This window comes from Priestia sp. ABM2_011 (assembly GCF_056158845.1).
In genome coordinates, this window is the sequence record NZ_JBSWUB010000001.1 from 1,419,842 (window position 1) to 1,433,609 (window position 13,768).

Annotated in this window: 10 protein-coding genes, 2 pseudogenes and 1 riboswitch; of the genes and pseudogenes, 7 read left to right on the plus strand and 5 right to left on the minus strand. The window is 37.1% G+C overall.

Translation table 11 applies throughout. The features are described 5' to 3' along the window. Positions 1 to 46: 46 nt before the first annotated feature. From glnA to ACXAE4_RS07470, 4 genes and pseudogenes are all read left to right on the plus strand, one after another. On the plus strand, positions 47 to 1,381 hold the full coding sequence (glnA, locus tag ACXAE4_RS07455; RefSeq protein WP_013084732.1) for a type I glutamate--ammonia ligase: 1,335 nt from the start codon (positions 47 to 49) through the stop codon (positions 1,379 to 1,381). Positions 1,382 to 2,296: 915 nt separating this feature from the next. Continuing rightward, positions 2,297 to 3,337, plus strand: a complete 1,041-nt coding sequence (locus ACXAE4_RS07460; protein ID WP_028411373.1) for an N-acetylmuramoyl-L-alanine amidase — start codon at positions 2,297 to 2,299, stop codon at positions 3,335 to 3,337. A 191-nt stretch (positions 3,338 to 3,528) separates the two neighbouring features. After that, positions 3,529 to 3,672, plus strand: a riboswitch (cyclic di-AMP (ydaO/yuaA leader). Positions 3,673 to 3,834: 162 nt separating this feature from the next. Next, positions 3,835 to 5,661 (plus strand): annotated as a pseudogene (locus ACXAE4_RS07465) (APC family permease). Positions 5,662 to 5,770: 109 nt separating this feature from the next. Then, the gene (locus ACXAE4_RS07470; RefSeq protein WP_289578361.1) at positions 5,771 to 6,748 is read left to right on the plus strand and encodes a cation diffusion facilitator family transporter; all 978 of its coding nucleotides are present in this window, start codon (positions 5,771 to 5,773) and stop codon (positions 6,746 to 6,748) included. A gap of 39 nt (positions 6,749 to 6,787) precedes the next feature. On the opposite strand, the gene ACXAE4_RS07475 is transcribed toward ACXAE4_RS07470, so the two are convergent. Genes ACXAE4_RS07475 through ACXAE4_RS07485 form a run of 3 tightly spaced genes read right to left on the minus strand, consistent with a single transcriptional unit; the run spans position 6,788 to position 9,680 of the window. Further along, complete coding sequence (locus ACXAE4_RS07475) at positions 6,788 to 7,765, minus strand: glycosyltransferase family 2 protein (protein ID WP_028411370.1); 978 nt, start codon at positions 7,763 to 7,765, stop codon at positions 6,788 to 6,790. Beyond that, on the minus strand, positions 7,762 to 8,154 hold the full coding sequence (locus ACXAE4_RS07480) for a GtrA family protein (protein ID WP_028411369.1): 393 nt from the start codon (positions 8,152 to 8,154) through the stop codon (positions 7,762 to 7,764). The genes ACXAE4_RS07475 and ACXAE4_RS07480 overlap by 4 nt, the downstream gene beginning before the upstream one ends. 20 nt (positions 8,155 to 8,174) lie before the next feature. Beyond that, positions 8,175 to 9,680 (minus strand): ArnT family glycosyltransferase, encoded by a 1,506-nt coding sequence (locus tag ACXAE4_RS07485; protein ID WP_028411368.1) that lies wholly within the window; start codon positions 9,678 to 9,680, stop codon positions 8,175 to 8,177. Positions 9,681 to 9,962: 282 nt separating this feature from the next. On the opposite strand from ACXAE4_RS07485, the gene ACXAE4_RS07490 reads away from it, so the two are divergent. Beyond that, a complete protein-coding gene (locus ACXAE4_RS07490) occupies positions 9,963 to 10,163 on the plus strand; it encodes a hypothetical protein (protein WP_223546232.1) in 201 nt (66 codons plus the stop codon). 67 nt (positions 10,164 to 10,230) lie between these two features. Here the strand turns inward: ACXAE4_RS07490 and ACXAE4_RS07495 are convergent, their stop codons facing one another. Together ACXAE4_RS07495 and lexA are read right to left on the minus strand one after the other, a co-directional pair. Next, the gene (locus ACXAE4_RS07495) at positions 10,231 to 11,676 is read right to left on the minus strand and encodes a magnesium transporter CorA family protein (protein ID WP_028411367.1); all 1,446 of its coding nucleotides are present in this window, start codon (positions 11,674 to 11,676) and stop codon (positions 10,231 to 10,233) included. Between the two features lie 209 nt (positions 11,677 to 11,885). Continuing rightward, complete coding sequence (gene lexA / locus ACXAE4_RS07500) at positions 11,886 to 12,503, minus strand: transcriptional repressor LexA (protein WP_013058778.1); 618 nt, start codon at positions 12,501 to 12,503, stop codon at positions 11,886 to 11,888. Positions 12,504 to 12,649: 146 nt separating this feature from the next. Here lexA and yneA point away from each other — a divergent pair, with 146 nt between their 5' ends. Together yneA and ACXAE4_RS07510 are read left to right on the plus strand one after the other, a co-directional pair. After that, positions 12,650 to 12,979, plus strand: a complete 330-nt coding sequence (gene yneA, locus ACXAE4_RS07505; RefSeq protein WP_028411366.1) for a cell division suppressor protein YneA — start codon at positions 12,650 to 12,652, stop codon at positions 12,977 to 12,979. Positions 12,980 to 13,032: 53 nt separating this feature from the next. Then, a pseudogene (locus tag ACXAE4_RS07510) lies at positions 13,033 to 13,700 on the plus strand (YneB family resolvase-like protein). The last annotated feature ends 68 nt before the right edge of the window (positions 13,701 to 13,768 follow it).

Genomic DNA, 13,768 nt, shown 5'->3' on the forward strand with positions numbered 1-13,768 from the left:
GTATAGATTATAAATATTATATAGAGATTTAGGGGAGGATCACACGATGGCAAAGTACACAAAAGAAGATATTTTCCGCAAAGTTCAAGAAGAGAATGTAAAGTATATTCGTCTTCAGTTCACTGACATTTTAGGAACAATTAAAAACGTTGAAATTCCAGTAAGTCAATTAGAAAAAGCGTTAGACAACAAAATGATGTTTGACGGTTCTTCTATTGAAGGGTTTGTACGTATTGAAGAATCAGATATGTACCTATTCCCGGATATTGATACATTTGTTATTTTCCCTTGGACATCTGAAAAAGGTAAAGTAGCACGTTTTATTTGTGACATCTACAATGCAGATAGAACTCCGTTTGATGGCGATCCACGTAATAACTTAAAACGTGTGTTAAAAGAGATGGAAGAGTTAGGATTTACTGATTTTAACCTTGGACCTGAGCCAGAGTTCTTCTTATTCAAATTAGACGAAAAAGGCGAACCTACATTAGAATTAAATGATAAAGGTGGCTACTTCGACTTAGCGCCAACTGACCTTGGTGAAAACTGCCGTCGTGACATCGTATTAGAGCTTGAAGAAATGGGCTTTGAAATTGAAGCATCTCACCATGAGGTAGCTCCTGGACAACACGAGATCGACTTCAAATATGCTGCTGCATTAAAAGCTTGTGATGATATCCAAACGTTCAAACTTGTTGTAAAAACAATTGCACGTAAACATGGCTTACATGCTACATTTATGCCAAAACCATTATTTGGTGTGAACGGTTCAGGTATGCACTGTAACGTTTCATTATTCAAAGATGGCCAAAACGCATTTTATGATGAGAACGGTAATCTAGAGCTAAGTGATACTGCTCGTCAATTTATCGCAGGTATCATCAAGCACGCACACAGCTTTACAGCAGTAACAAATCCTACTGTAAACTCTTATAAGCGTCTAGTACCTGGATATGAGGCTCCTTGTTATGTTGCATGGTCTGCTCGCAACCGTAGCCCATTAATCCGTATCCCAGCTTCTCGCGGCGTAGGAACTCGTGTTGAAGTACGTAGCGTAGACCCAGCTGCTAACCCATATTTAGCAATGGCTGTTCTATTAAAAGCTGGTTTAGATGGAATCAAGAACAATCTTGAAGCTCCAAAACCTATTGATCGTAATATCTATGTAATGACAAAAGAAGAGCGTGTTGAAGAAGGTATCGTAGATTTACCTGCAACATTAGCTCAAGCTTTAGATAGCTTCCAATCAAACGAAGTGATGGTTTCTGCATTAGGTGAACACTTAGCAGAGCACTTCGTTGAAGCGAAAGAAATCGAGTGGGATATGTTCCGTACACAAGTTCATCCTTGGGAACGTGACCAATACATGAGCCAATATTAATTTTTAAAAGTCGGAGAGATCGTTTGTACGTTCTCTCCGACTTTTTTGTTTTTCACAATGAATAAATAACATTCTGCATACGTAAATTGAATAATATAGCTTGTTTATAAAAAAGCTGCCTGTCGTATAATTTACAGGGAGCTTTTTTATTGTTTTGTTACATACAAGAAAGAATTTGTTTACATGAATCAAAAAGGATGAGCTTTTTGTCTCATTGAATCTATAAGTAAAAGTAGTGTATAACAGATAGTGAGATTGTTTATGTGTTCACTCTGCACTGTATTTCAGTATAACTTCAGAGAGTTTTCAGCCAATCATAGTATCGTTAGAAAATACTGTTGGAGAGGAATGTAATAAAAATGAAAGAAGGAAATTTCTTTAAAGGTTTAGTGATAGGGATATTGATAAGCATTCCAATTTGGATTATTCTCATTGTTGTAGGCGTTCTGCTTTTTAAATAGGTCCTAACGTTATAAATAATAGACCCTCCTGATCTATACTTTAATCAACCAGAATAGAATTTGGACCAAAAGTATGTTAGGGGGAGGGAACCGCACGATGAATTGTGCGGATTTTTTTATTGGTAGGATGAACGTAGATTTCATCTATTTAGTTGCTTCTAGCAGTTGATTGGAGGGACTCCTGCGAGAAAAGCGGAATAGGTGAGACTCCGCAGTAGCGCACGCGACGAGGAGGCTCACCACCCCCCCGCGGAAAGCGAAGCCTTGCACGGAATTCAACAGCGATGTAACAAGCCATCCATACTAGCGCATTTATCCCATTTGTTCGTTTTTAGGTTGAAGTGATTTCGTTATGTCTCAATCTCCTTTTTTAGTAATTTTTCACTAAGTAGGCTAGTATACGTAGCACTTTTTTCCCTCATGCATATGTTAACAATAAGGAGGGACAAGTAATATGAAAAAAATCTATCTTGATGCAGGACATGGTGGGGCAGATGCAGGAGCAGTTGGAGCGAACGGACTGTATGAAAAAAACTTAGTTTTAAAAATTCAACAATATTTAATAAGCTATTTAAATAGTACCTACAGTGACTTTACGATTAAAACCACTCGTACCACAGATACTTTTTTATCGTTATCTCAGCGCGCTTCTCAAGCTAACTCGTGGGGAGCAGATGCATTTATGTCTATTCACGTAAATGCCGGTGGAGGAACAGGATATGAAGATTATGTTTATAGAAGCGCTAGCAATGCTAGTAAAACGTTTCAATCGATTGTGCACGGGCAAGTACAGCCAACGCTGCTGTCGTATAATCATCCGAATCGTGGACGAAAATCGGCCAATTATGCGGTGCTTCGCTTAACAAATATGCCTGCAGTACTAACTGAAATAGCTTTTATTGATAGGAGCGCCGATGCAGCACTTCTTCAAAATGAAGCTTTTTTAAAAAGCATGGGTGAATCGTATGCAAAAGGAATTGCCGTATATTTAAATTTACCTCGTCGTGCAGTTCCAAATCCATCGCCATCTCCAACACCGACACCAAATCCATCACCTTCTGAACCAGGTGAAAAAACGTATACAATTAAGCAAGGAGATACGCTGTACAGTATTGCACAGAAGTACGGCATAACAGTACAGGAGCTTCAAGAAGCGAATACAGGGCTTTCTGATCCTTTAACACTACAGGTTGGAAAAACAATTGTTATTCCTTCAGGAACTTCACCAACACCTACTCCAACACCACCTTCTGAACAATATCCACTTCCCAATGGAATTTTAAAACAAGGCGATTCTGGAGAAGCAGTGAAACAGCTTCAAAGAGCATTAAACGCGGTTAGTTTTAAAGTAGGGTCAGTAGACGGAATATATGGAGTACAAACGAAAGATGCAGTCAGACGTTTTCAGCTTGTGTATCTTCCTTATGATGTAGATGGCATTTATGGTCCTCAAACGAAAAACAAGCTAGCAGCCGTTTTAAAAGCAAAAAGTTAAAGAAAGCAGGTCTTCTGTAAGCAGGTAGAAGGCCTTTTGTTTTCCCCTTAAAAGCGCCTTAAGTACTATTTTATCGTTTACGTAAAATAATGCTTTACAAACCATTTGTACGGGAGTATATTATCTAAGAACAAAGGATAGTTATGAAAGAAACATGTTATCGATCATACTCTTTAACCGAAAATTATATTGACCTGTTATCGCTTAATTCGTCAGAAGTGGGGGACCCAAATTTGTGCATTGTCACTTGGGGTGAATCCTTTTTTTTAAAAGGTAGGGCTACTCTCATAGCCCGAATCCGACAGCTAACCCCATAAGCGTTTTGGAGAGGAGGTTTAAGCTGTGTAAAAACGCTGAGAACCCTTAGTGTTTTTTTTGTGCGCTTTTTTAACATAAAAAGGTATTTTTTAGGGATAATATCACTTATTCATGAACTTGTAACGGAGCTTAGCAACGAACAGTGAATAGTAGCTAAGCAATCATCGGAGGGAAATTACGTGAACTATTCAGTTCTCAAGAGATTATTGATTGGAAAGCCGCTCAAAACAAAAGAGTTAGGCGATCAAAAGCTTAGTAAGCTTAAAGCGCTGGCTATTTTATCATCAGATGCCTTATCTTCAGTGGCTTATGGAACAGAACAGATTTTGATTGTCCTTGCAACAGTGGGCGTGCTTGCCTATTGGTATTCGATTCCAATTGCGATTGGGGTATTGGTGCTGCTGACGGCTTTAATTCTTTCATATCGTCAAATTATTTATGCGTATCCGCAAGGCGGAGGAGCTTATATTGTTTCGAAAACCAATTTAGGAGAAAATCCTGGACTTATCGCTGGGGGATCACTGTTAGTAGATTATATTTTAACAGTTGCCGTGAGTGTTTCAGCAGGAACCGATGCTTTAACTTCGGCTTTTCCAACGCTGCATCACTATAACGTAGTAATTGCGTGTTTGCTGGTGATTTTTATTACGGTTTTAAATTTACGAGGTGTAACAGAATCCGCTTCTGTCTTAGCTTATCCGGTTTATTTATTTGTTATTGCTCTTATTTTGTTAATAGCGGTGGGCTTCTTCAAAATAGTGACAGGTCAAGTTTCACCTGAGCTTCATACATCTCTCGGTACCGTGGTGCCAGGTATTAGTTTGTTTTTATTATTAAAAGCTTTTTCATCAGGCTGTTCGGCATTGACTGGTGTAGAAGCTATTTCAAATGCAGTGCCTAACTTTAAAGATCCAGGTGCAAAAAATGCTGTTCATACATTAATGCTGATGGGCGGTATTTTAGCCGTTTTATTTTCTGGCATCACGTTTTTAGCTTATTGGCTTGGCATTTCTCCAAAAGCAGATGAAACGGTTGTATCACAAATTGCATCGAGTGTATTTGGACGAAATGGGTTTTATTATTTTATTCAAGGCACCACAGCTCTGATTTTAGTGCTAGCGGCGAATACAGGTTTTTCAGCTTTCCCTTTGCTTGCCGTAAACTTATCGTCTGATAAATACATGCCAAGAATGTTTCAAATTCGCGGCTATTGACTAGGCTATTCAAATGGAATTGTGACCCTTGGAATTGCTTCTATTGTCTTACTTGTCGCTTTTAAAGGAGCGACGGAACAATTAATTCCTCTTTATGCAGTTGGAGTGTTCATTCCATTTACGCTTTCTCAAACAGGCATGATTGTCAAATGGCTTAGAGAAAAGCCGGCCGGCTGGCAAGGAAAGCTAACCATTAACTTAATTGGTGCCCTCATTACCTTAACGGTGCTAATCATTTTGTTTACAACGAAGTTTTCACAAGTATGGTCCGTGCTCGTTTTCTTACCGGTTATCGTTTATATTTTTCATCGCATTCATACGCATTATGAAGCGGTAGGAGAGCAGCTTCGTATTAAGCAAGGAGAAAAGATTGGAAAGCTTGAAGGAAGTGTGGTCATTGTTCCTGTAGCAGGAATGACAAAGGTAGTGGAAAATTCATTGAACTATGCAAGAACGATTGGTGATACCGTTATTGCGGTGCACGTTGCTTTTGACCGAGAAAGCGAAAAGAGAATGGAAGAGAAGTGGGAAAAGTGGCAGCCTGATATTCGTATTGTTACGTTTCATTCTCAATACCGCAGTCTTGTGCGTCCGCTGTTTCGATTCATCGATATGGCTGAAGAAAAAGCCCGGGAAAATAATATGGCTATTACGGTTGTTATTCCGCAGTTCATCACGAAAAAAAACTGGCAAAACATCCTTCATAATCAGTCCAGTCTGCTGTTAAAAGCACATTTGCTTTACCGTAAAAACGTAATCGTTACAACGGTACCTTATCGTTTTAAAAAATAATGAAACATGACTAAAAACCTCCAACTTATATGTTGGAGGTTTTTAATTTTTAAATTCACATACACTAACCATAATTGAATCTCATCAAAGGCACAAACGGAGGGATTGTATGAGTGAATTAATTAAGTTATTGCGAAAAGGAAATAAATCGGCCATGATGGCCGCCGTAGTTAATACCATTATATCCATTATTAAAGGGATTGCTTTTGCTTTAACAGGGAACGTAGCAATGTTTGCTGAAACGATGCACAGCTTAGGAGATGCAGCTAATCAGTTCTTTGTTTTTATAGGGTCGGCATTAAGTAAAAAAGCCCCGACCAAACGATTTCCAAACGGCTTCGGACGATTGGTTAATCTTGTTCTATTAGGAGCTGTTCTTGTAGTAGGAATTATGGCGTTTGAAACGATTAAAGAAGGATATCATCATATTCTTCATCCGACGAAGTCTTCAGGCTTTATTTTAAATATTGCAGTACTTGGCATCTCGGTATTACTTGAGATGTTTGTCCTCTTTAAGGCAATGAAAGAAATTTTGCACGATGTCGGAATGAATACTGCAGAGGTCAATGTTTTTACGCAAAGCTTTGTTCATCTAAAGAAAGCAAAGCCAGCAACTAAGCTTGTTTTTATGGAAGATCTGGTAGCTACTGGAGGAGGCGTATTGGCTTTAATCGCCGTTTTTATTTCGCGGTTTACGCCTTTTCATCAAGCTGAAGGAATTGCTTCTATGCTAATTGGTCTTATGATGTTTTTTGTAGTAGGACGAGTATTTTTAGATAACGCTGCCGGAGCGCTTGGTGAAGCAGATAAAGAAATGGAAATGAAAATTGGCGCCATTGTTATGCAAGATGTACAAGTGCGTGATATTCAAACGTTAATGGTGATGAAAGAAGGAGAAGAGCTTCACGTTGAATTAAAAGTAGAAATTGATCCTTCTTTAACAGTAGCAGAAGCGGATGATATTAAAGATCGTCTCGAAAATCGTATTTTACAGGAAAAAGGAATAACGGATGTCATTATTGAATTTGATGAAGATGATGGAATTCCTGACTGGGTGACAAGCGATTTACAGCTTCAAAAAGAATAAAAAACAAGGAAGAAAACAGTTGTTTTCTTCCTTGTTTTTTTAGCTATATACTTTTTCACGCACGTTTTGAGAATCTGTTGAAGCCGCAGAAAAGTTAATAGTTTCACGTACAACGTAAATAGGTCTATTTTTACTTTCATCGTAAATTCTTGCGATGTATTGTCCCACTAGACCTAAACCAAGTAGCTGAATACCGCTAAAGAAAGTGATAGCTACCATAATCGAAGTCCAGCCAGGCTGAATATTTTCACCTATCAGCCAAACAACAATCGAATAACTTAAAACGAGAAGTGATACAAAAACTGATAACAAGCCAATAACCATTACTAAACGTAAAGGTTTCGTTGAAAACCCAATAATTCCATCTGAAGCAAACTTGATCATCTTTTTTAAAGGATATTTTGTTTCACCAGCAAAACGCTCATCGCGCTCATATTCTACATATGTTTGCCTGAAGCCGATCCAAGACATCATTCCTCTTACGAAACGATTGCGTTCAGTCATTTTTTTGAATACGTCCGCAACTTTTCGGTCGATAATACGAAAATCTCCCGTGTCTTTTGGGATTTCAATATCGGACATATAATTTAAAAAGCGATAAAAATACTTAGCCGTTGTCAATTTAAAAAAGGTCTCTCCGCTTCGCTTCTTGCGCTTTGCGTATACAATTTCATAGCCTTGCTGCCATTTAGCAATTAATTCAGGAATCATTTCAGGCGGATCCTGTAAGTCAGCATCAATAATTACGATAGCATCACCTTGAGCATAGTCAATACCTGCTGTGACGGCAGTTTGGTGCCCGAAATTACGGGCAAAATCAATAATTTTTACGTTAGAATCCATAGCTGCTACGTCCTTTAAGATTTCAATTGTTCGGTCTGTACTGCCGTCATTGACGAAAATGAATTCATAGTTAATGTGATTTTCATGCATGACGGAAAGCAAGCGATTATAGCATTCATTAGCTACTTCTTCTTCAAAATACATAGGTACCACGATTGAAATTAGTTCTTTCATGCTTTGCCTCCTATCGAGTGATTGTTTGTGTGCTTAAACGTCCATATTTTATTAAGAAAAAAATTAAAAAACATTCCTATACAAGTAGACAACAGTTGTCCAATTATCGGATTAGCAGGTGTATAGTGTACAAGAAGGAATAAGCAAGATGTATTAATTGCTAAAGTAATAAGGTTTACGATGAAAAATTGAGCTAACATCCATTTATGTACAGTTGCTTGAAACACCCACGATTTGTTCCAATAGTAGCTGTTTATGACGCCAATGAAATAGGATAGTACGTTAGCCAATATATAATTCATATCAAAATGAATCAGTGCTAAGTAACTGATAATAGTGAGCAGGGTATTCATTATACCTACAAATCCGAATTTCAGGAATTTTATCACGGTTGCATAATCCCTTCCATTTAATTTATCTCTTCACATTTTGCCTGGGTCTTATTTTTAGTAAACCGTACTAGTAAATAAGATAGAATCACTGAAATACCAAACCCTTCGAGCAGCATAAAGCTTGGGAAAATAAAGAATCGATAGCGAGTTTGAATTTCAATAAGCAAGTGAATAAGAACGTATCCTATGATTAGTAATAAAAACAGTGTATACGGATATTTATCCTGCTTCTTCAGGAATAAACATATAAGTCCAATAATGGAAAGAATAGTAGTTGAAACGTAAATGATTCTTTCATAACTTTGAGCAGCACTAATTAATTTCTCTTTATTAAAAGGTACATCTTCTTGAGGAGTTAATGAAATACTCCAAAATGTAGATGCATCCGTTCCTCCCCACATATTCAGGAATTTAATGTGAAAGAGATCTAAAAGTTGCTCTTTATCTGCTACTCGCTCTTTAATTACTTCTTTTTCTGCTTCAGCTCGTTTTTCTCCAATTGGCATACCCATAAAACGACTAGCATCCTCTGAAGAATAAGAACCGCTTGTTTCATAATTAAAGCCAATAACGAATTTCCATAAAGGATCTCTGTTACTTAAAGGATATTTAGAAATACCGCTCGCTACAAAAGAGTAGTTGATCAGCGCATTTGCAATAAAAAAAGTAGCCAGTACGCCTACGAGGTTTTTTCCTATTTTCTTTCGACGAGTTTTTAACTCAGCAGCATCCTTCGCTTTAATGTAAGGTTGAAGAATTTGCAAGATGAAATAAATGAAAACAGCAACGATAATAATGGGTCCCAGAGGGCGCATTAAATTTCCTAACGACAATAGAAGACCAATATAAAGCCAGCTAAACTTGTTATGAGCAAATCTTTTTATAATAAGGTAAAAAGCTGCATAAAATAAAAAAGTAGCTAAATGCTGATTGGTTAACACTGAGCTGTAGAGAATGTTCGGAATGTAGAACGCATATAGGAAAGCTGCCATTCTCCCAGCAAGTTCGTTAAATACTTTAGCGCCAATTAGATAAATAAAAATAACGGTTCCAGTAGAATAAAAAATATTTAACAATTTTAATGTAAAAATGCTATCTCCAAAACAGCGAATAACAATAGATTCATAGAATGAAAAGCCTAGCTGATATACCCATGTAGTGAAATAAACGCTTTGGTTAAATTCATAATTTCCTTTTGCGATATTACGTGCGGCATCTAACATGACAAGAAAGTCAGATTTTACAGGTGTTTGAACAGAAAGCATCCATGCTAATCGAACACCTAAGGTCAAAACAATCAGTGAAATAAAAAAAACAGTTTTGTTCATGTATCTACTTGCAATAGCTATTAGAAAAATGACAAGGAAAGTGATACATATTCCTTCAATAATAAATGAATTACTTAAAGCCAAGCCTTTTAAGTCCAATGAATTTGTCATCGCACTATAACTGCCCCATAGAGACCATGTAAGAATCATGACACATAAAAGAATCAGGCTTTTGGATAAAAATGAGTTAAGCATATTACCTCCTGCAAATTATTTCAAAGATAAGGTACAAAATTCCTACCCTATGATACCATATTTTATTATTTTGTATATATTTTTCTTATAGAGTATAATGTTAGATTGTTCTGAAATTACAACAGCGGCACAACGTGTAATAAAAGGTTCAGTGGAGTAGGCAGTGATTTAGTAATAGATAAAAGAGGTTGGGAAAAAAGGATTTTAGTCGAAGCGAAAAACGAACCATTAATCATCATGTTTGATTAGTGGTTCGTTTTTTATGGTGCACGTAGGTTTCATTTGTTTAGTTCTTTCCAGCAGTTGATTGGAGGGCAAGACGAAGACTCCTGCGGGAAAAGCGGAAGGGGTGAGACCCCGCAGGAGCGCAAGCGACGAGGAGGCTCACCGGCCGCCCGCGGAAAGCGAAGTCTTGCACGGAAATCAACTGCGATGTCACAAGCAATCCCTGCTAGCTTATTTATTTCATTTGTTTCCCTTTAGACTTGCTTGGTTTAGTTATGTCTCAATCTCTTCTTTTTTATAATGTATTTTCTGATGCGAACAGCTTTTATGTTTTAAATCGATCTTTTAATAAATTCCATAGGGAACTCACTCCGAGACTAATGCTGATCAGAATTCCTGATAAAGCTACTATTAAAGCGATATATTCAAAGATAGAAAACTGCTTCATACTATCCCAATTGATGTTTCCCTTTAGCTTGCTAATAACTAAATTCATTCCGTAAATACCGGAAAGAACGGTATAAATCGTTAAAATTAATAATAAGTAATTGTGACGCTTGGCCGCGATTTTCTCTTGATTTTGATACAAAGTACCAAGGGTTTCTTTGACTTCTTGATAAAGAGAATTGATGTGGAAGATTTTTTTAAAGAGCACAGAAAACTCTTGACCTTCCGTGCGAGAGCTAATTTCTAAAAATAAATATTTACCTGAAAATACAGTAATAGAGCGAATTAGTCGCTCGATGCCCTCTGAATTTTTATGAAACGTGAGCTGAGAATACTCATAGGATAGTTTTAGCAACACGATTTTATAGAAAAAATGCAAAAATAAATTATAGTAATGTTGGCCAAATAGATGATTCATCAAAAGCTGATCCGTTTTAGAGTCTGTCGATTTAGAAATACACGAAAACACATGGTCTGTTATAACGTAATAGGTTTCAGGAGCCCATCTGGAATACACGTGTTTGGTATTATACGTTTTAATATACTCATGGTTGTGTGCAGAGATAAACGGTTTCCCGTCAGGCGTATAGCTATTTAGCTGCCCAGTACGAAATAAAGTTGTGGAGTTAATCTCTTGCTCTTGATTTACCGTTACATAACTTAATACAAACATCCGTTCATCGATAAAATAAGGAAGACTCCCGACGTGCTGTTCACGCGTCGCTTCTTTTTTGATGTGTTCGTTCAAAAATGGCGCGAGCTGTGAAAAAATATAATCCTGTACTTTGCTATAGCGATGATGTTCATAGGTAATGGTGGATCCATGCTCTTCAGCAAGCTTCGGTTCTAATACACGAAAATGATTCATGAATTCTAAAATGTCATCATAGGTGTAATGATTATGACTCATCTCAGTGCGAATGGTCATGACGCCAATTTCAAAAGGACATAAAAAAACATCCACAGACAGCACGTTGCTAGACACGGTGGTGGAGGAAGTTTGTAGCGTAACGGTATGGTCTATTTTTTTTGAAAATCGAAGCAAGCCTTCTTTTTCGCACGAATCAGGAAATAGAATACATTCAATGTAAGGAAGAAAATATTGATCCAAGCTATCATGAGATACGTAATACTGTTCTCCGTAGTATTCTTTTTCTACATGTTTGTTTTGAATGGAAAAAAACTCAAACATATTTGCTTCTAGTGCATGAACAAGCTGCTCTTTATTTTTTCGATCAAAGGAAAAAGGAAAAAGAAACATGTTCATTGCTTTGGTAGGCATAATAGTTTGAAATGGTTCTGTTTTCCTTGGTGTATTGGTCATAAACTACATCCTTCTTATAGTCGGTTGTATTTTTTTTGAGAGTCGAAAAAATGCAGACAGAAAGTAAAAGGTAAAACAGGCTTTATAAAAACCGCTCTACCTGCCTGTAATGATTCGACGTATCATTTATAATATGCCAATTTTTTTAGAAAACAAACGTAAAAAACCAACTAACATCATGATTAGTTGGTTTTACATACAGTGTGTGATTAGTGAATCGTGCGATATACACCAGTGACTTTTCCTAAAATCGTTACGTGGCGAAGAATAATAGGCGCCATCGTTGAATTTTCAGGCTGTAAACGAACGAAATTTTCTTCTTTAAAGAAACGTTTTACCGTTGCTTCGTTGTCCTCGGTCATAGCGACCACAATATCTCCGTTATTAGCAGTTTGCTGCTGACGTACGATTACCATATCGCCATCTAGAATACCTGCTTCAATCATACTTTCTCCCATAATTTCAAGCATAAATACATGATCATCTGGAGAAACGAATTTATCTGGAAGAGGGAAATATTCTTCCACATTTTCAACGGCTGTTATAGGAAGACCCGCTGTTACTTTACCGATAACAGGAACATTAATGACATTGCTTTTAGGGATGTTTACTTCGTCTAGTTGAAGAACTTCGATTGCTCTTGGTTTTGTTGGATCTCTGCGAATTAACCCTTTACTTTCTAAACGAGCTAAATGCCCGTGTACAGTGGAGCTAGAGGCTAATCCCACCGCTTCCCCAATCTCACGAACAGAAGGCGGATAACCTTTTAATTTTACTTCGTGCTTAATAAAATCTAGTATGTCTTGTTGACGTTTTGATAGCTTCATATTTTTCACCTCGATTTTAGCTATTCTTTAGGTGAATTATACCACGTGATGTGTCAATATACAAACATAAGTTCGAAGAATTCCATTGACAGAAACAAATGTTCTCAATAAAATAAGAACATATATTCTGATAGGGGGATCATAATATGCACCAATTCTTACATTCTATGAAACATTACGCTATTTTTTTTGCAGTTATCGCTGCACTTACATATGTATTGACGCTGGTTTTAGGAGCGGATAAAGTAGATTTAGACAAATATTCAACGGTTACTATTACAAAAGGAGATACGCTTTGGGACTTGTCCAACAAGTATCATAATCACCATCATTTGACCACCAATGAATTTGTCAAATGGGTTGAAGACGTCAATGATCTAAACTCAGACACTGCCCAGTCTTTATCTCCTGGAGATAAATTATATATTCCTGTTTTAAAAAAAGAGTTACATAATCAAGTGGCAATTGAACAGTAGTGTGTAACGGCCGTTCCTGAATATTGTTAGAAGCCGAAAAGGTCGTGATAAAAGTGGACGCCATTATTTATTGCCGTGTAAGTACGGATAAAAAAACCCAAGAAACATCTTTACAGCGCCAGCAAGAAGAATTAAAAAAGCTTGCTGATCTTCACCATCTAAACGTAAAAAAAGTCGTAATGGAAAAAGCAAGCGGATATGACGTAGACAGAGAGGGTATATTGGATGTTCTTCATACAATGAAAGAAGAAAAAATATCTGTGCTGCTCATTCAAGACGAAACGCGATTAGGCAGAGGAAATGCCCGAATTGCGCTTCTTCATGCTTTTCATAAAGAAAATGCTACGATCTATACGATTAGTCATCAAGGTCAGCTTCAGCTTTCAGAATCTGATTCGATGGTGTTAGATATTATTAGCTTAGTGGAAGAGCATCAGCGGAAATTACATAACGCTAAAATTAAAAGAGGAATGAAAAGAGCCGTAGAAAACGGTTATCGTCCGCAGCAAAATTTAAAAAATCAAGGAGTTAACTCAGGAAGAGAAAAAAAGAAGCGCCGATTGAAGAAATTGTCCGCCTTCGTCATAACGGCTTAACCTTTGCTGAAATTTCAGTTACGCTAAAAGGTTTTGGTTATAATATTTCAAAAGCAACGGTACATCGTCGCTATCAAGAGTATCAAGAGAGTGCTCAATCTCTTGATAAAACGAAAGAGATTTAGTAAGATGACTACATGTTGCCGGAACGGTTCGGTAATTTTAATTATTGATTATAAGGAGATAGGTTTTA

What these genes read in the sequence shown, in the direction of transcription:
- ACXAE4_RS07485 (WP_028411368.1), bottom strand. Translation starts at nt 9,680, where the DNA reads ATGCTTAACTCATTTTTATCCAAAAGCCTGATTCTTTTATGTGTCATG.
- lexA (WP_013058778.1), bottom strand. Translation starts at nt 12,503, where the DNA reads ATGAAGCTATCAAAACGTCAACAAGACATACTAGATTTTATTAAGCAC.
- ACXAE4_RS07460 (WP_028411373.1), top strand. Translation starts at nt 2,297, where the DNA reads ATGAAAAAAATCTATCTTGATGCAGGACATGGTGGGGCAGATGCAGGA.
- ACXAE4_RS07475 (WP_028411370.1), bottom strand. Translation starts at nt 7,765, where the DNA reads ATGAAAGAACTAATTTCAATCGTGGTACCTATGTATTTTGAAGAAGAA.
- glnA (WP_013084732.1), top strand. Translation starts at nt 47, where the DNA reads ATGGCAAAGTACACAAAAGAAGATATTTTCCGCAAAGTTCAAGAAGAG.
- yneA (WP_028411366.1), top strand. Translation starts at nt 12,650, where the DNA reads ATGCACCAATTCTTACATTCTATGAAACATTACGCTATTTTTTTTGCA.
- ACXAE4_RS07495 (WP_028411367.1), bottom strand. Translation starts at nt 11,676, where the DNA reads ATGACCAATACACCAAGGAAAACAGAACCATTTCAAACTATTATGCCT.
- ACXAE4_RS07470 (WP_289578361.1), top strand. Translation starts at nt 5,771, where the DNA reads ATGAGTGAATTAATTAAGTTATTGCGAAAAGGAAATAAATCGGCCATG.